Genomic DNA, 15833 nt, shown 5'->3' with positions numbered 1-15833 from the left:
TGAAGCGCGCCAGATGAGCACGATCGACACCGGCCTGACGCTTCTGAAGAGCGCCGCCGGCCGCGTTTCGGCGGCCAATGGCTGGATGGGCAACGCGTTCAAGGGCTGGATGCCGACCGGCCTCTACGCTCGCGCGCTCCTCATCATGATCGTGCCGATGGTGGTGCTGCAATCGGTCGTCGCCTTCGTGTTCATGGAGCGGCACTGGAACACGGTGACGCGCCGGTTGTCGGCCGCGGTGGTGCAGGACATCGCCGCGCTGATCGACGTCTACAAGGGCTATCCGCAGGACAAGGACCGCACCGAAATCCGCCGCATCGCGCAGCAGCGGCTCGGCCTCGTGGTCGACTTCCTGCCCGCCGGCGACATGCCGCCGCCGGGACCGAAGCCGTTCTTCTCGCTGCTCGACCAGACGCTGTCGGTGCAGCTCGGCCGCCAGATCGGCCGCTCGTTCTGGATCGACACGGTCGGCCGCTCCAATTTGGTCGAAATCCGCATCCAGCTCGACGATGCCGTGATGCGCGTGTTCGCGCAGCGCAGCGCTGCCTATGCCTCGAACTCGGAGATCTTCCTGTTCTGGATGGTCGGCACCTCCTCGATCCTGCTGATCGTCGCGGTGCTGTTCCTGCGCAATCAGATCAAGCCGATCCTGCGTCTTGCGGACGCCGCCGAAAGTTTCGGCAAGGGCCGCGAGGCGCCGAACTTCCGCCCGCGCGGCGCGCGCGAGGTGCGGCGCGCCTCCGTCGCCTTTCTCGAGATGAAATCGCGCATCGAGCGCACGATGGAGCAGCGCACCGCGATGCTCGCCGGCGTCAGCCACGATCTGCGCACCATCCTGACCCGCTTCAAGCTCGAGCTGGCGCTGATCGGCGACAGCCCCGAGCTCGAGGGCATGCGCAAGGACGTCGACGAGATGTCGATGATGCTGGAGGATTACCTCGCCTTTGCGCGCGGCGATTCCGGTGAGCAATCGCAGCCGACCGACATGGCGCAGGCGCTCGAGGAGCTGCGCGGCGATGCCGAGCGCCATGGCCATGCCGCGACCGTCGCCTTCCACGGCCTGCCCGTCGTCACCGTGAAGCCGGCCTCGTTCAAGCGCTGCCTCGCCAACCTCGTCACCAACGCGGCGCGCTACGGCAAGAGCATCGCCATCACCGGCCAGCGCGATCACCGTTATTTGACCGTGACGGTCGACGACGACGGACCCGGCATTCCCACGCATTTGCGCGAAGAAGTGTTCAAGCCGTTCCTGCGGCTGGACAATGCCCGCAACCAGGACGAAGGCGGCACCGGCCTCGGCCTTGCCATCGCCCGCGACATCGCCCGCTCCCACGGTGGCGACATCACGCTCGGCGACAGCCCGATGGGCGGCTTGAGGGCGAGCGTGCGGATTCCGGTGTAGGTCTTACTTCACCTCCCCCCTAAGAACGGGGCGAGGAAGCGCATCGATTTTGCAGCTACGGCAATCCTACTTCGGCAGCAGCGCCTTCAGCTTGTCCATGTCGCGCACGTTCATCTTGAAGCCGCCGGGCATCACGATGTCGCCGGGCTTCTGCTCCGGCTTGCAGGCGCCGAGCCATTTCGCCTCGAGAGTCATCGAGGTGTCGCGGCCCGCGGCACCGGCGGCGCCGCCCTGCGCGTGCGAGGTGGTCTTCACCGTATAGGCCGAATTGAAATCGCCCGTGATCTCGGCATGCGAGGTCGTGCTGATGCCGGCGACGCTGCACTCGGAATCGCTGACATAGCCGGTCGCGGTCTTCTTGATCTCCTGCTTGGCGCAGACCTGCTTGGCCATCGGCGAGACGTTGTTGTTCATCTCCCTGTCGACGGTCTCGTCGGTGCAGTGCTGCATGGTCATCTCAGGCACCGGCCCGCCGGTGCGGACCATCTTCAATTCCCAGAGGCCGGCCTTGCGCACCGGCAGATCGTCGGCGCTGGCAATCCCCGCTGACACCACGAGACAAAGCGTCGAGCCGAGCAAAGCGAGTTTGCGCGTCATGCGAGAAGCTCCCGGCTTATTGGATTGCGGCGTTACGACAACGCCTCAGTAGAGCGTGCGGATCGGCTGCTCGGCGGCGCCATAGGGCACCCAGCGGCAGGAGAACGAGATGTAGCCGCCCTCATAGGCCTGCACGCTGAGGAACTTGACCACCTTGCGGTAGCGCGCGCAGTGATCGACCGCGACCTGACGTGCATCGACCTGGGTGGCCATCGAATAGGCAATGATCCCGCCGGTGTCATTGCCCTTGAACGGCGGCACGATGTCGGCGCGCGCCGACTGGCTCGCCGTCATACCCGAGACAACCAGGCTGGCGAGAAGACCCGCGGCCGCAATGATTCGCATTCCCGTCACTCCAATTGGCTGGCCCCCAGTTTACGGTGCCGGGATGGAAGTGGAAAGAACCGAAGCCCTGCCGACCACGATGTTGTGGTCAACTCCTGGCGAAGTGTTGCCGCGCTGCACTTGACCTCCCCCGGCCTTCACGGCACCGTCCGACCTTCGCAAGACCTTAGCTGTCCGGATTGACCATGCGCGCCCCCTCCCTGAAATCGCTCCGCTTTGCCGCTCTGCTCGGCCTCATGTTCGGGGCGGTGACGCTCGGCGAGGCCAGGGCCGCCAATCCGCTGGAGCTGAATTTTTGGCTGAGCGGACCCCGCTATGACGGCAACGTCGCCAATTGCGACTGGGCTCTGCCGAGGATCGAGCGCGAGTTCGCGGAGAAGGAATATACGTTCTGGAATTCTTCGCTGAAGATCACCGGCTTCTCCGCCGTGCACGAGACCGCGTACCGGCCCTGGCAGTCCGACAACATTCCGCGCCGCTATTGCAGCGGAGAGGCCATGCTCACCGACGGCAAGGTGCGCAAGGTGCACTTCTCGATCATCGAGGACGGCGGGTTCGCCAGCTACGGTAACGGCGTCGAATGGTGCGTGGTCGGGGTCGACCGCAACTGGGCCTATAATCCGGCCTGCCGCGCCGCCAGGCCTTGAGCTCGAGGCGCCCTGATTCGGGCGCTGTCAGCCGCCAAATGGCGGCCGCCTGAATTTTGTTCTTGAAATGTTCTTTTCGCCTGCTAGGCTTCCTGCACAGTCTAGTTGAGGGGCGTTGCCATGTTTCATTCCAGATTGCATTCCTTCTCCCGCCTCGTGATCTCGCTGGCCCTTTCCCTGATCCTTGCGGCTAGCCTCGCCTCGTTCGCCGGCGACGCAAAGGCCCAGGACAAGCGGCAGAACGCGCCCGGCGAGTTCGATTTCTATGTGCTGTCGCTGTCATGGTCGCCCTCGTTCTGCGAGGAGGCGGCCGAGCGTGGCGGCCGCTCCCAGATCCAGTGCGGCGGACGGCCCTACGCCTTCGTGGTGCATGGGCTGTGGCCGCAATATGAGAACGGCTTCCCGGAATATTGCCAGCGGCCGGCGCCGCGGCTGAACCGCAACATCGTCTCCTCGATGCTCGACCTGATGCCGGCGCCGGGGCTGATCTTCAACGAATGGGACAAGCACGGCACCTGCTCGGGCCTCGAGGGCCGCAGCTATTTCGAGACGATCCGCAAAGCGCGTGCCGCGATCAAGATTCCGGCCGAATATCTCGATCTGTCGCAGGCCAAGTCCGTGGCGCCGGCAGAGGTCGAGGAGGCCTTCATCAAGGCCAATCCGGGCTTGAGCAATGCCGCCGTCTCGGTCACCTGCAACCGCACCCGGCTCTCCGAGGTCCGCATCTGCCTCAGCAAGGACCTGCAATTCCGCGCCTGCGAGGAAGCCGACCGCCGCGCCTGCCGCCGCGAGCAGGTGACGATGCCGCCGATCAGGGGCGGTTGAGGCCGAGGCTCGCGCAAGAAACCGGGCCCCCGGCTCGGCGGCGCAGCGTTACACGCTGCACCGCGTCCAGGACACGTGATTGTGCCTCTTTGCTCAAGCCATCACGTGGCGTAGTCCTACCCCATGAATTACCGCCACGCCTTCCACGCCGGCAGCTTCTCCGATGTCATCAAGCACATCGTGCTGGCGCGCATCGTCACCTATCTGCAGGACAAGCCGGGGGCGTTCCGCGTCATCGACACCCATGCCGGGGCCGGCCTCTACGATCTCGACAGCGACGAGGCGCGCCGCAGCGGCGAATGGCTGACCGGCATCGCGCGGCTGATGCAGGCCCGGCTGTCGAACGAGAGCGCGGCGCTGGCCAAGCCCTATCTCGACATCGTCCGCGCCTTCAACCCGAAGGGCGAGCTCAAAACCTATCCGGGCTCGCCGTTGATCGCGCGCGGTCTGCTGAGGCCGCAGGACCGGCTGGTCGCCTGCGAGCTCGAACCGAAGGCGCGCAAGGCACTGATCGACGCGCTGCGCCGCGACGAACAGGCCCGCGTGGTCGATCTCGACGGCTGGGTAGCTCTGCCGGCCTTCGTGCCGCCAAAGGAGCGGCGCGGCCTCGTGCTGATCGATCCGCCCTTCGAAGCCAAGGACGAGTTCGAGCGGCTGGGCGAAGCCTTCGCCGCCGCCTTCGTGAAATGGCCGACCGGCATCTATCTCATCTGGTATCCGGCCAAGAGCCGGCGTGCCACCGACGCGCTGGCCCAAACGGTGGCCCGGCTCGCAGCCGCAGCAAAACAACCGGGAAAATGCTTGCGCCTCGAATTCAGCGTCGCGCCCCAGCTCGATGGCGGAGCTCTGGCCTCCACCGGGCTGCTGATCGTCAATCCGCCCTACACGCTGCAGGGCGAGCTGAAGACCATCCTGCCCGAGTTGGAGATACCGCTCGGCCAGGGCGGTGCTGCCAGATTCCGATTGGAGGTCCCCAAGCCTTAATCCCCAAGCCTTAAGGAGAGACCGTAACACTCCGGCATTCTTGGGAAAAATATGCAGGAGCGGTAGTCAATCTGCAGAGAACCGTATTATGCTGTTTCCGTGACTGGCTTTACGTTCCGCTTCCGCGAATGGTTGCGGCGGAGTGAAGGCCTAAGAAAGATCCGGCCGGACCGCTTACGGTCCGCCCAAGGATGGCCAGCTCTCCCGGGCTTCGTATCGCCCGGTCATGTCGCGACGTGAGTCTGCGTCGCGGCGGAGGAGCAATGAGGGGGAGTTTCCCGATGGCCATGACGGGAACGGTTAAGTTTTTCAACGGCGAACGCGGCTACGGTTTCATCAAGCCTGACGACGGCGGCCGCGACGTCTTCGTGCATATTACTGCTGTGGAGCGGGCCGGACTGAAGGACCTTGCGGAAGGACAGCGCATTACTTTCGAAGTCGAGCCGGACAAGAAGGGGAAGGGACCGAAGGCGGTCAACCTGGTCATCCTCTCCTAGCGGGCCTGACGCAAAATACCTCGCGAAAATACTTGGCGTAAAAAGTACTTGGCGAAAAAAAATCCCGGCCGCGAGCGGCCGGGAGTTGTTGTCCGGTATTTTCTTCTTCAGCTATCAGAAGCGATAATTCACGCCTGCGCGAACAACGCTGGCGCTATAGCCGTTTGACACGCCCGTAATTGCGAACTGACTGGTCGACAGGTCGATGTAGAGATATTCGAGCTTGGCGCTCCAGTTCGGAGCAAGGCCGACTTCTGCGCCGGCACCGATGGTCCAGCCCGCGGTGGTGTGCGATTCCGACCAGCCGAAGGTCTGCGCGCGCAACTCGCCGAAGGCGAGGCCGGCGGTGCCGTAGAACAGCACGTTGTTGAAGGCATAGCCCGCGCGGCCGCGCAGGGTGCCAAACCACGGATTGGAGAATTTCCACGGGGCGAAGGTATCGTCGGCACCGGCCGCCTGGATATCGCCCTCGACGCCGAACACGAACGGGCCGTTCTGGAAATTGTAGCCGGCCTGCACGCCCCCGACGAAGCCCGACGGCTTTGAGGGATTGTTGTCGACCGAGCCCCATTCGTAGCCGATGTTGCCGCCGAGATAGGGACCTGCCCAGCTATACGCATTGAGCGGCTGGTTGACGGTATAGGGCGCACGCTGGCCGTAATTGAAATCCGCGGCCTCTGCCGAAGCTGTCCAGCCGGCTGCGACCAACGCGGCCGCGCCCAAAATGAGCCCCCTCATCACTTAACTCCAACGCAACTGCCGTCGCCGGTGCGGCGCCCGCGCACCCCGCGCGAGGCAAACCGCATGGTTACGGAACCACCATCTTTTCGCGTAAGATTTATCGAGAGTTTTAAGTTAAAGGGCTGTTAAGCTGGGTTACCGCGCGCTTAACACCCTTAAGGAAGCGTTACCGGGAACCGCGCCGCCGTCCTGTGCGTGCCGCACGGCCGGAACTTCAAATCGGCACCCCCAGCGCCTAAATTCGTCCCATGGTTCACGATTCCCCCGACAATCCGGACGACCGCGCGCGCAAACCGCCCCCGACTGCCGCGAGCGACACGCCGCCCGACCTCGATCCCGCGACGACCGGCGGTGACGACGAGGACGAGGCGCGGCTGCCCGACATCCTCGAAGAGAGCGGCGCGGTCGGCGAGGAGCCGCTGGCGACCGGTCACGAGGCGATCGAGCGCGCGGTCCGCCTCGCCCCGACCTCGCCCGGCGTCTATCGCATGCTCAGCGCGAATGCCGACGTGCTCTATGTCGGCAAGGCCAAGAACGTCAAAAAGCGCCTGTCGAACTATGCGCGCCAGAGCGCGCCGCAGCCGGCGCGCATCCTGCGCATGATCGCCGCCACCGTGACGGTGGAGATCGTCTCGACCAACACCGAGACCGAAGCGCTGCTGCTGGAAGCCAACCTGATCAAGCAGCTGCGTCCGCGCTTCAACGTGCAGCTGCGCGACGACAAGTCGTTCCCCTATATCCTGATCACCGGCGACCATTGGGCGCCGCAGATCCTGAAACATCGTGGCGCGCAGAGCCGGCCCGGGCGCTATTTCGGCCCATTCGCCTCCGCCGGCGCGGTCAACCGCACCATCACGGCACTGCAGCGCGCGTTCCTGATCCGCTCCTGCACCGATTCCTTCTTCGAGAGCCGCACCCGACCCTGCCTGCTCTATCAGATCCGCCGCTGCGCCGGTCCCTGCACCCGCGAGATCGACTTCGGCGGCTATACGACGCTGGTGCGCGAGGCGAGCGACTTCCTGTCCGGCAAGAGCCATGCGGTGAAGCAGGAGCTTGCCGGCGAGATGGAGAAGGCGTCCGGTGAGCTCGAGTTCGAGCGCGCCGCGCTATACCGCGACCGCCTCGCCGCGCTGTCGGCGATCCAGTCGCAGCAGGGCATCAATCCGCGCACGGTCGAGGAAGCCGACGTGTTCGCCATCCACCAGGAAGGCGGGTTCTCCTGCGTCGAAGTGTTCTTCTTCCGCACCGGCCAGAACTGGGGCAATCGCGCCTATTTCCCGCGCGCGGAGAAGTCGTTCACCCCCGAAGAGGTGCTCGGCTCCTTCCTCGCCCAGTTCTACGACGACAAGCCGCCGCCGAGAAACATCCTGCTCTCGCACGAAATCGAGGAGAGCGAGCTGCTCGCCAACGCGCTGGCGATCAAGGCCGGCCACAAGGTCGAGGTCGCCGCACCCAAGCGCGGCGAGAAGAAGGAGCTGGTCGCTCACGCCCTGACCAATGCGCGCGAGGCGCTCGGCCGCAAGCTCGCCGACACCGCCACGCAAAGCCGCCTGCTCGACGCCATGGCCGCGACGCTGAGCCTGCCGCATCCGCCCAAGCGCATCGAGGTCTACGACAACAGCCATATCCAGGGCACCAACGCGGTCGGCGCCATGATCGTCGCCGGCCCCGATGGTTTCGTGAAGAACCAGTACCGCAAGTTCAACATCAAGTCGGAAGGCATCACGCCCGGCGACGACTTCGCCATGATGCGCGAGGTCCTCGAGCGGCGCTTCAAGCGCCTGATCAATCCGCCCGAGGACGCCGGCACCAAGGCCAAGGACGACGATTTCCCGCAATGGCCGGATCTCGTGATCATCGACGGCGGCCGTGGCCAGCTCAACGCCGTCCGCGAGATCTTCGCAAATCTCGGCCTGACCCAGGTATCGCTGATGTCGGTCGCCAAGGGGCCGGACCGGGATGCCGGCCGCGAGACCCTGTTCATGCCGGAGCGCGAAGCCATCAAGCTGGAGCCGCGCGACCCCGTTCTGTATTTCATCCAGCGCCTGCGCGACGAGGCCCACCGCTCCGTCATCGGCTCGCACCGCAAGCTGCGCAAGAAGGACATCCGCGAGGCCGGTTTGCAGGAGATTCCGGGCATCGGCCCGTCACGCAAGCGGGCCTTGCTGCATCATTTCGGCACCCTGAAGGAGATCGAACGCGCCTCGATCGCCGATCTCGGCAAGGTTCCGGGGGTCAGCGCCGAGAGCGCCCGCAGGATTTTCGACTATTTCCATCCCCAGCCGGGATGAACTAAAGGGGCTGCGGTCATATGGTCGTCGCACCCCGCACCCCATCTGGGGAGCGGAACGGTTGACCTTCAGGCTTGAGCGGTATTGGTAGGACGAATGAACATCGCCACGACACGAGGGACCACCAGCCGCGCGATGTCCCTCCCGAACATCCTGACTTATGGCCGGATCGCCGCGATCCCGGTCGTGGTCGGATGCATCTATGCGCAGTCGATCCTGGATCAGCCGCTGTGGCTGCGCTGGGTCGCGGTCGCCATCTTCATCGCCGCCGCGGTGACCGATTACCTTGACGGCTATTATGCGCGTATCTGGAATCAGCAATCGGCCTTTGGCCGGATGCTCGATCCGATCGCCGACAAGCTCCTGGTCGCCTCGTGCCTCTTGATGCTGGCCGCCGACGGCATCATCCACGGCTGGTCGCTGTGGGCCGCCATCGTGATCCTGTGCCGCGAGATCCTGGTCTCGGGCCTGCGCGAATATCTCGCCGCGCTCCGCGTCAGCGTGCCCGTGACCAAGCTTGCGAAGTGGAAGACCACGGTCCAGCTGGTCGCGATCGGGTTCCTCCTTGCCGGCCCCGCCGGCGACGAGGTCGTGCCCGTCGTCTCGATGCTTGGCCTCGCGCTGCTCTGGGCCTCGGCGATCGTGACCATCTACACCGGCTACGATTATTTCCGCGCCGGCATCCATCACCTCATCAAGGAGGACGAGGGATGAAGGTGAAGTATTTCGCCTGGGTGCGCGAGCGCGTCGGCAAGGCGGAGGAGACCATCGAGCCGCCGGCGACCGTGCGCACCGTAGAGGAGCTGATCGCCTGGCTGTCCGGCCAGAGCGAGGCCTACGCCTACGCGTTCGAGAAGCCGAAGGTGATCCGCACCGCGATTGATCACACCCACGTCAAATCGGATGCCGCGATCGCGGGCGCCCGCGAGATCGCGTTCTTCCCGCCGATGACCGGCGGCTAGACCATGACGTCCCCTGTCGCCAGCTGCCCCGTCACTATCCGTATTCAGGAAGACGATTTCGACATTGCGCGCGAGATCGCGATCCTGACCGAGAGCCGCACCGATATCGGTGCGGTCGTGAGCTTCTCCGGCATCTGCCGCGCCGACGACGACAGCGCCAGGGTCGCGGCGCTGACGCTCGAACATTATCCGGGGATGGCCGAGGAAGAGATCAGGCGCCACGCCGACGAGGCCACATCGCGCTGGCCGCTCAACGGCGTCACCGTGATCCACCGCGTCGGCCGCTTCATGCCGGGCCAGAACATCGTGCTGGTGCTGACCGCCTCGCAGCATCGCCAGGCCGCGTTCCAGGCGGCCGAGTTCCTGATGGATTATCTCAAGACCAGCGCACCGTTCTGGAAGAAGGAAGAGAGCGCCTCCGGCACCGGCTGGGTCGAGGCCCAGGCCCGTGACGACGAGGCCGCCGCACGCTGGACCAAATCCTGATGGCAAGAGCTGCAAAAAAGACCGCGCGCGGCCGCGCTACGCCGAAGCTCGCGAAAGTGGGACCCGGCGAGCTTGTCACGCTGTTCGATTTCGTCCGCTATGCCGTGAGCCGCTTTGTCGAGGCCGAACTCGCCTTTGCCCACGGCACGACCGACCCGGTGGCCGAAGCCGCGTTCCTGGTCGGCGAAGCGCTGCATCTCGATCCCGAGCAGTTCGAAGCCTTTGCCCACGCCCGCGTCACGGCTGCCGAGGGCAAGACCGTCCTCGATCTGATCCACCAGCGGATCACCACGCGCAAACCGGCCGCCTATCTCGTCAACAAGATCTACATGCGCGGCCTGCCCTTCTATGTCGACGAGCGGGTCATCGTTCCGCGCTCCTTCATCGGTGAGCTCCTGGATTCGCATTTCGGCAACGAAGGCGCTGCCGGATCGCTGATCGACGATCCCACGGAAGTCGGGCGCGTGCTCGATCTCTGCACGGGGTCGGGATGCCTCGCGATCCTCGCCGCACATCATTTCCCGAACGCCATGGTCGACGCCGTCGACATCTCCAAGGGCGCTCTCGAAGTCGCTGCACGAAATGTCGGGGAGTTCGGGCTCGAGGACCGGGTCAGCCTGTATCGCGGCGATTTGTTCGCCCCACTCGGCAACAACAGATACGATCTGATCATCGCCAACCCGCCTTACGTCGATGCCGAAGGCATGGCGGCATTGCCGCCGGAATGCCGGGCCGAGCCAAAACTCGCCTTCGATGGCGGCGCCGATGGTCTCGACGTGGTGCGCCGGATCCTGCGCGAGGCGCCAGATCACCTGACGCCGAACGGCGGGCTGATCTGCGAGATCGGCCGCGGCCGGGACTTGGTCGACGAGGCCTTTCCGGAACTGCCGCTGCTCTGGCTCGATACCGAGGAGTCCGAGGGCGAGGTGTTCTGGATCGCGGCCGCCGATCTCGGCTGATTCATCAGGACGGACGGAGCTCCGTCGGAACAAGTCAAATTCGGCCACGTTCATCCTCCGAACGAATTTTCTCGCTCTCGGAGGATGTCCAGATGCTCGCGCCATCGGGCGAATTGCTGCGCGCCGGCATGGCGCTCAAGCTCAATCACGTCAAACGCGCCGCGCAATCCTATCTGCGTGACCAGACCAGCCAGGCCACCGGCAAGGTGACATCCTACGCAATGGCTGGCGGGCTGTTCGCGGTGGCTGGCCTGTTCGCCATCGCGGCATTCTTCGTCGGGCTGATCGCCCTGTACCGCTGGGTCGCCATCACCTACGGCCAGTTCTGGGGTTTCGGTGCCGTCGCGGGCGTGCTGCTGGTGCTGGCGGCGGTCTGCGCCGGTGTGGCGATGGCGCAGATGAAGCGCAAGGCCAGGCCGATCGTGCCACTTACCAGCCGGTTGCGCGTTGCCATCGCGACGCCGCGGATTCCGCGCGGAACGGTCAAGCAGGCCGTCAAGGAGGTCGCCACCACGATTCCCCTTGCGCCGCTCGCGCCCGGCGAGCGCCGCCATGGTGCAAGCGCTCGGCCGGCGTATACCAACCGCCCCGTGCAGCTCGGTCTGATGCTCGCGGCGATTGGATTGGCGGGGTTCACGGCGGCGCGGCGCAGGCGTCACGGTCATAGATTGGATGCCTGATGCTGGTGCGGCGCTCCGAGCAGATCGACTCCTGGCTGCTGGTGGCGGCGACAGCCGTCTTCGTGCTGACGGCGGAGCGCTACTTCCAGGACTCTGACCTGGTCAGATCGGGCCCGCCGCGAGACCACCGCAAGGGCGAGGCAAACTCACCGGAGACACACCCGGCGCGCGCCGCCGTGCAGCCCGGCCGCGGCCGTCATGCGAAGAGCCCTTTCGCAATCCCCTGGGCCGGCTGGAAGGACATCTTCTGGCGGACCTATCAGCGCGTCGACGAGGATCGCCTGCTCGCGACTGCAGGCGGTGTCGTGTTCTTCGGGCTGCTTGCGATCTTTCCGGCGGTGACGGCGCTGGTGTCCTCCTACGGCCTGTTCGCCGATCCCGCGACGATCAGCGCCAATCTGCACACGCTCGCGACCATGCTGCCTGAGGGCTCGTTCCAGATTGTCGAGGACCAGGTGGCCCGCGTGGTGTCGCATGGCAACACGACGCTCGGTGTCACCTTCCTGTTCGGCCTCCTGCTGGCGGTCTGGAGCGCCAATGCCGGCGTCAAGGCGATCTTCGATGCCCTCAATGTCGCCTATGAGGAGCGTGAGAAGCGCGGCTTCATCAAGCTCAACATGGTGTCGCTCGCCTTTACAGTCGGCGGCATCGTGGCGCTGCTGCTGATGGTCGGGGTTGTCGTCGCCTTCCCGCTGGCGCTCAATCATCTCGGCATGGCGCCCGAAAGCAAGCTGATCGTGGCGCTGGCACGATGGCCGCTGATGTTCCTCATCCTGCTCGTGGCGCTCGCGATCCTCTACCGCTTCGCGCCGAGCCGCGATGCACCGCGCTGGCAATGGCTGAGCCTCGGTGCGGTGGCCGCGGCGATCCTCTGGATCGCCGGTTCGGCGCTGCTGTCCTGGTATCTCTCGGAATTCGCCAATTACAATGCGACCTACGGCTCGCTCGGCGCAGCGATCGGCCTGATGACGTGGATGTGGATGTCGGCGATCGTCATCATGTTCGGCGCGGAGCTGAATTCGGAGATCGAGCGGCAGACGCTGAAAGACACGACCGAGGGGCCAGCCAAGCCGCTCGGCAGCCGCGACGCCGTCTCGGCCGACACCGTCGGCGCCGCCGCGCCGTCTTGACTCCCCGCGGGCCTGAACTTGCAGGCCCGAGGCGCTATCCCCTCGAATCAACAATGATGTTAAGGTTGCGCGGCTTGGGGAAGCACGAGGCGTGACGCGATCGCATGGCGACCCGTGTTTTCCCGGGTGAGGCAGTCAGCTCTTAAAGGCGTAACGCGCGGCATGATTCGCATTTCGACGATCTTCATCGCCATCTGCATGGTTCTGGTCGCGGCCTCGCTCGGCCTTGTCCTCTACGCCGTCGCCGGCATCAGCGGAACCGAATCCGCGATCGTGGCGCTGACCGCGCTGACCTTCCTGATCCTCTACAATGCGGTGTCGATGCGGCTGCGTGACCGCAGCGACGTCGGCGGCCAGATCGCCGACCTGTCGCGCGGCACGGCCGACCTCGCCCGCCAGGTGGCCGAGTTCGGCCGGCGGCTCGCCGCGATCGAGGGACGCATCGCCTCGTCCAATTCGACCAACTCCGACCGCATCCAGTCGGTGGTCGGCGAGATCAACGAGCTCGGCGGATTGGTCAGACAGCTCGCCACCACCGTGTCGGCCCATGAGGACATGCTGGCCGGCAGCGCGCCGGCGCCCGCCCCGGTCGCCAGATCCGAGTTCAAGTCCGAGCCGGAGGCGCCGATCGACCTGGTTGCGCCGTTCGAGGAGCAACCAGCCGCTCCTCCCCCGCTTCCCCCAGCACCGCCGCCTGCGCTGGCGCAGCCGCGGCCGGCGCCAGCGGTCCAGCACCCGAGCTCCAACCCGGTTCAGACGGCAGGTGGGCGCAACCAGACCCAATTGCTGGCGACGCTGCGCAACGCCATCGACGAGAACCGCATCGACATCTTCCTGCAGCCGATGGTGACGTTGCCGCAGCGCAAGGTGCGGTTCTACGAGGCGGTGACGCGCCTGCGCGACGAACGCGACCAGTTGATCGCAGCCGAGGAATTCATCAGCATCGCGGAGGCCTCCGGGCTGATCGGGCGCATCGACAACATGGTGATGCTGCGCTGTGTGCAGGTGCTGCGGCGCCTGATGGTGCGCAACAAGGAGGTCGGCGTGTTCTGCAACGTCGCCGCGTCCACGCTCGGCAATTCCACCACCTTCGCACAATGCCTCGACTTCCTCGAAGCCAACCGGGCGCTGGCGCCATCGCTGGTGCTGGAGTTCAAGCAATCGACGTTCCGCAATCTCGGCCCGGCCGAGACCGAGAATCTCGCCGCGCTGGCCCAGCGCGGCTTCCGCTTCTCGATCGACCATGTCACGGATCTCAGGATCGAGCCGCGCGAGCTGGCCGATCGCGGGGTGCGGTTCATCAAGGTGCCGGCGACGCTGCTGCTCGACCCCAGGCAGGCTTCGGCCTCGGACATCCATCCTTCCGACCTCTCCGACCTGCTCGGCCGCTTCGGCATCGACCTGATTGCCGAACGGATCGAAGGCGAGCGCGCGGTCGTGGACCTGCTCGATTACGACGTGCGGTTCGGCCAGGGCTTCCTGTTCGCGCCGCCCCGGCCATTGCGGCCGGAGGGGGCATCTGCTACCGGCGGGGCCTCGCCGAACCAGGACATTCAGGGATCCAATGGCTCCGCTTCCCCCAGCCAAGGCACGCAATCTGGCACGACGTCAGCCGCTTCTGCGGCCCAACGCATCACCGGCAACGCCGCGCTTGCGCGCCGCATCTGATCGGCCCCGCGCATCATGACCACGCTGCATTTCGCCGAAAGCCTGCGTGAGCTCGTGGGCGGCGTCGACGTCGTGCTGAGCGACATCTGGGGCGTCGTCCATAACGGCCTCGAATCCTTCCCCGAAGCCTGCGAAGCCTTGCACACTTATCGCAGCCGCGGCGGTACGGTGATCCTGATCACCAACGCACCGCGGCCGGCCGACTCCGTGCAGCGGCAATTGCGCAAGCTCGGCGTCGCCGACGAGACCTACGACGCCATCGTGTCTTCGGGCGACCTGACGCGGCTCTATGTCGCCGAGCATCCCGGCCGCAAGATGTTCTGGCTCGGGCCCGAGCGCGACAACTCGATCTATCGCGGCCTCGATGCAAAGACCGCTCCGCTGGAGGACGCCGATTACATCGTCTGCACCGGCCTCTATGACGACGAGACCGAGACGGCGGAAGACTATCGCGGCATGATGCTGAAGGCCCGCGAGCGCAAGCTCACGCTGGTCTGCGCCAACCCCGACATCGTGGTGGAACGCGGCGACCGGCTGATCTACTGCGCCGGCGCCATCGCGGAGCTCTACCGGGAGCTCGGCGGCGAGGTGATCTTCTACGGCAAGCCGCATCGGCCGATCTACGAGCGCGCCATGGCGCTCGCCGGCGAACGCCAGGGCCACCCGATCGACCGGAAAAAGGTGCTGGCGATCGGCGATTCCGTCCGCACCGACTTAACCGGCGCGCGCGAGTTCGGCATCGACTGCCTGTTCGTGACCCGCGGCATCCATGCCGAGGAGTTCGAGGGCCTCGACCAGCTCGACCCGGCATCGGTGATGGAATTGTTCGGCCACCCGCCGAAGGCCTTGATGCGCGAACTGAAGTGGTGACGATCTAGCGTCATCCCGGGATGGTCCGAAGGACCAGACCTCAGATACGCAATTGCGCATCGGGGGATCTCGAGACTCTCAGGTGTGCAATTGCGCACCATAGCTCGGTGCTCGCGCACCGCTCCGGAATGACGAATCCAACGCAAAAAGCCCGGGACCAGCCCGGGCTTTTCCGAATCACCTGATGGCTTCGAAGCGCGTTACGCGCTCGCCATGTCCGGGAAGACCGCCTCGATCTTGGTCTTCAGCGTCGCCGCATTGAACGGCTTGACGATGTAGTTGTTCACGCCGGCCTTCTTGGCCGCGATCACGTTCTCGGTCTTGGATTCGGCCGTGATCATGATGAAGGGCGTGGTGGCGAGGTTCGGATCCGCGCGCACTTCGCGCAACAGGTCGTAACCCGTCATCGGCTCCATGTTCCAATCGGAGATCACGAGCCCGTACTTCTTGCCGCGCATCTTGTTCAGCGCTGCCGAACCGTCGCTGGCATCATCGATGTTCTCGAAGCCAAGCTGCTTCAGCAGATTCCGGATGATACGGATCATGGTGCTGTAGTCATCCACCACCAGAACCGGCATCGACAAATCAACCGCCATCTCGACTCCCCCAACGCATACCCAGGAATATTACGATCGGACCTGCCGGGCCGGAGCCCGCCTGTTCCAGATGCAAGGACTAGCACCAAGGCGTTAAACAGCGCGTTAATTGGGGGCGCCCCGAAAGAACTGAAATTGCGTTCGATACGCCCC

The 15833-nt window shown here is 65.1% G+C and carries 18 protein-coding genes; 14 read left to right on the top strand and 4 right to left on the bottom strand.

Annotated elements, in window-relative coordinates; all coding sequences use genetic code 11:
- Positions 1–13 precede the first annotated feature (13 nt).
- Positions 14–1402, top strand: a complete 1389-nt coding sequence (locus tag AC0WRY_RS05840) for an ATP-binding protein (protein WP_194406089.1) — start codon at positions 14–16, stop codon at positions 1400–1402.
- A 66-nt stretch (positions 1403–1468) separates the two neighbouring features.
- Here the strand turns inward: AC0WRY_RS05840 and AC0WRY_RS05835 are convergent, their stop codons facing one another.
- Together AC0WRY_RS05835 and AC0WRY_RS05830 are read right to left on the bottom strand one after the other, a co-directional pair.
- A complete protein-coding gene (locus AC0WRY_RS05835) occupies positions 1469–1999 on the bottom strand; it encodes a DUF3617 domain-containing protein (protein WP_491122785.1) in 531 nt (176 codons plus the stop codon).
- Positions 2000–2044: 45 nt separating this feature from the next.
- Complete coding sequence (locus tag AC0WRY_RS05830; protein WP_194406087.1) at positions 2045–2344, bottom strand: hypothetical protein; 300 nt, start codon at positions 2342–2344, stop codon at positions 2045–2047.
- A gap of 185 nt (positions 2345–2529) precedes the next feature.
- On the opposite strand from AC0WRY_RS05830, the gene AC0WRY_RS05825 reads away from it, so the two are divergent.
- The 4 genes from AC0WRY_RS05825 to AC0WRY_RS05810 all read left to right on the top strand — a co-directional run bounded on the left by AC0WRY_RS05825 (position 2530) and on the right by AC0WRY_RS05810 (position 5297).
- Positions 2530–2991: a hypothetical protein gene (locus AC0WRY_RS05825; RefSeq protein WP_212067988.1), complete on the top strand. Its 462-nt coding sequence runs from the start codon at positions 2530–2532 to the stop codon at positions 2989–2991.
- Positions 2992–3111: 120 nt separating this feature from the next.
- Positions 3112–3816 (top strand): ribonuclease T2 family protein, encoded by a 705-nt coding sequence (locus AC0WRY_RS05820; RefSeq protein WP_491122784.1) that lies wholly within the window; start codon positions 3112–3114, stop codon positions 3814–3816.
- A gap of 123 nt (positions 3817–3939) precedes the next feature.
- Positions 3940–4800 carry a 23S rRNA (adenine(2030)-N(6))-methyltransferase RlmJ gene (locus AC0WRY_RS05815; protein ID WP_491122783.1) on the top strand — a complete coding sequence of 287 codons (861 nt, stop codon included), beginning with the start codon at positions 3940–3942 and terminating at the stop codon, positions 4798–4800.
- A gap of 281 nt (positions 4801–5081) precedes the next feature.
- Positions 5082–5297: a cold-shock protein gene (locus AC0WRY_RS05810; protein WP_008544396.1), complete on the top strand. Its 216-nt coding sequence runs from the start codon at positions 5082–5084 to the stop codon at positions 5295–5297.
- A 114-nt stretch (positions 5298–5411) separates the two neighbouring features.
- Here AC0WRY_RS05810 and AC0WRY_RS05805 read toward each other — a convergent pair whose 3' ends face one another.
- Positions 5412–6035: an outer membrane protein gene (locus tag AC0WRY_RS05805; protein ID WP_211418498.1), complete on the bottom strand. Its 624-nt coding sequence runs from the start codon at positions 6033–6035 to the stop codon at positions 5412–5414.
- A gap of 251 nt (positions 6036–6286) precedes the next feature.
- On the opposite strand from AC0WRY_RS05805, the gene uvrC reads away from it, so the two are divergent.
- The 9 genes from uvrC (at position 6287) to AC0WRY_RS05760 (ending at position 15084) form a co-directional block, all read left to right on the top strand.
- Positions 6287–8329 (top strand): excinuclease ABC subunit UvrC, encoded by a 2043-nt coding sequence (gene uvrC / locus AC0WRY_RS05800; protein ID WP_491122782.1) that lies wholly within the window; start codon positions 6287–6289, stop codon positions 8327–8329.
- A gap of 96 nt (positions 8330–8425) precedes the next feature.
- Positions 8426–9043, top strand: a complete 618-nt coding sequence (pgsA, locus tag AC0WRY_RS05795; protein WP_194406081.1) for a CDP-diacylglycerol--glycerol-3-phosphate 3-phosphatidyltransferase — start codon at positions 8426–8428, stop codon at positions 9041–9043.
- Positions 9040–9291, top strand: a complete 252-nt coding sequence (gene moaD / locus AC0WRY_RS05790; RefSeq protein ID WP_194406080.1) for a molybdopterin converting factor subunit 1 — start codon at positions 9040–9042, stop codon at positions 9289–9291. Before pgsA ends, moaD begins: the two co-directional genes overlap by 4 nt.
- A 3-nt stretch (positions 9292–9294) precedes the next feature.
- On the top strand, positions 9295–9777 hold the full coding sequence (locus tag AC0WRY_RS05785) for a molybdenum cofactor biosynthesis protein MoaE (protein ID WP_194406079.1): 483 nt from the start codon (positions 9295–9297) through the stop codon (positions 9775–9777).
- A complete protein-coding gene (gene prmB / locus AC0WRY_RS05780; RefSeq protein WP_491122781.1) occupies positions 9777–10736 on the top strand; it encodes a 50S ribosomal protein L3 N(5)-glutamine methyltransferase in 960 nt (319 codons plus the stop codon). Before AC0WRY_RS05785 ends, prmB begins: the two co-directional genes overlap by 1 nt.
- A gap of 92 nt (positions 10737–10828) precedes the next feature.
- On the top strand, positions 10829–11416 hold the full coding sequence (locus tag AC0WRY_RS05775) for a phage holin family protein (protein WP_194406077.1): 588 nt from the start codon (positions 10829–10831) through the stop codon (positions 11414–11416).
- Entirely contained in the window at positions 11416–12546 is a 1131-nt protein-coding gene (locus AC0WRY_RS05770) for a YihY/virulence factor BrkB family protein (protein WP_491122780.1), read from the top strand. Before AC0WRY_RS05775 ends, AC0WRY_RS05770 begins: the two co-directional genes overlap by 1 nt.
- A gap of 162 nt (positions 12547–12708) precedes the next feature.
- Positions 12709–14214, top strand: a complete 1506-nt coding sequence (locus tag AC0WRY_RS05765; protein WP_491122779.1) for an EAL domain-containing protein — start codon at positions 12709–12711, stop codon at positions 14212–14214.
- A gap of 15 nt (positions 14215–14229) precedes the next feature.
- Positions 14230–15084 carry a TIGR01459 family HAD-type hydrolase gene (locus tag AC0WRY_RS05760; RefSeq protein ID WP_491122778.1) on the top strand — a complete coding sequence of 285 codons (855 nt, stop codon included), beginning with the start codon at positions 14230–14232 and terminating at the stop codon, positions 15082–15084.
- Positions 15085–15284: 200 nt separating this feature from the next.
- Here AC0WRY_RS05760 and AC0WRY_RS05755 read toward each other — a convergent pair whose 3' ends face one another.
- A complete protein-coding gene (locus tag AC0WRY_RS05755) occupies positions 15285–15680 on the bottom strand; it encodes a response regulator (protein ID WP_008567674.1) in 396 nt (131 codons plus the stop codon).
- Between the last annotated feature and the right edge of the window lie 153 nt (positions 15681–15833).

The organism is Bradyrhizobium sp. T-12 (assembly GCF_058314695.1).
This window is presented reverse-complemented; position numbering and strand designations above follow the sequence as displayed.

What these genes read in the sequence shown, in the direction of transcription:
- AC0WRY_RS05830 (WP_194406087.1), bottom strand. Translation starts at nt 2,344, where the DNA reads ATGCGAATCATTGCGGCCGCGGGTCTTCTCGCCAGCCTGGTTGTCTCG.
- AC0WRY_RS05805 (WP_211418498.1), bottom strand. Translation starts at nt 6,035, where the DNA reads ATGAGGGGGCTCATTTTGGGCGCGGCCGCGTTGGTCGCAGCCGGCTGG.
- AC0WRY_RS05825 (WP_212067988.1), top strand. Translation starts at nt 2,530, where the DNA reads ATGCGCGCCCCCTCCCTGAAATCGCTCCGCTTTGCCGCTCTGCTCGGC.
- AC0WRY_RS05785 (WP_194406079.1), top strand. Translation starts at nt 9,295, where the DNA reads ATGACGTCCCCTGTCGCCAGCTGCCCCGTCACTATCCGTATTCAGGAA.
- AC0WRY_RS05815 (WP_491122783.1), top strand. Translation starts at nt 3,940, where the DNA reads ATGAATTACCGCCACGCCTTCCACGCCGGCAGCTTCTCCGATGTCATC.
- uvrC (WP_491122782.1), top strand. Translation starts at nt 6,287, where the DNA reads ATGGTTCACGATTCCCCCGACAATCCGGACGACCGCGCGCGCAAACCG.
- AC0WRY_RS05820 (WP_491122784.1), top strand. Translation starts at nt 3,112, where the DNA reads ATGTTTCATTCCAGATTGCATTCCTTCTCCCGCCTCGTGATCTCGCTG.
- moaD (WP_194406080.1), top strand. Translation starts at nt 9,040, where the DNA reads ATGAAGGTGAAGTATTTCGCCTGGGTGCGCGAGCGCGTCGGCAAGGCG.
- AC0WRY_RS05770 (WP_491122780.1), top strand. Translation starts at nt 11,416, where the DNA reads ATGCTGGTGCGGCGCTCCGAGCAGATCGACTCCTGGCTGCTGGTGGCG.
- AC0WRY_RS05810 (WP_008544396.1), top strand. Translation starts at nt 5,082, where the DNA reads ATGGCCATGACGGGAACGGTTAAGTTTTTCAACGGCGAACGCGGCTAC.
- AC0WRY_RS05835 (WP_491122785.1), bottom strand. Translation starts at nt 1,999, where the DNA reads ATGACGCGCAAACTCGCTTTGCTCGGCTCGACGCTTTGTCTCGTGGTG.
- pgsA (WP_194406081.1), top strand. Translation starts at nt 8,426, where the DNA reads ATGAACATCGCCACGACACGAGGGACCACCAGCCGCGCGATGTCCCTC.
- AC0WRY_RS05760 (WP_491122778.1), top strand. Translation starts at nt 14,230, where the DNA reads ATGACCACGCTGCATTTCGCCGAAAGCCTGCGTGAGCTCGTGGGCGGC.
- AC0WRY_RS05840 (WP_194406089.1), top strand. Translation starts at nt 14, where the DNA reads ATGAGCACGATCGACACCGGCCTGACGCTTCTGAAGAGCGCCGCCGGC.
- prmB (WP_491122781.1), top strand. Translation starts at nt 9,777, where the DNA reads ATGGCAAGAGCTGCAAAAAAGACCGCGCGCGGCCGCGCTACGCCGAAG.
- AC0WRY_RS05765 (WP_491122779.1), top strand. Translation starts at nt 12,709, where the DNA reads ATGATTCGCATTTCGACGATCTTCATCGCCATCTGCATGGTTCTGGTC.
- AC0WRY_RS05775 (WP_194406077.1), top strand. Translation starts at nt 10,829, where the DNA reads ATGCTCGCGCCATCGGGCGAATTGCTGCGCGCCGGCATGGCGCTCAAG.
- AC0WRY_RS05755 (WP_008567674.1), bottom strand. Translation starts at nt 15,680, where the DNA reads ATGGCGGTTGATTTGTCGATGCCGGTTCTGGTGGTGGATGACTACAGC.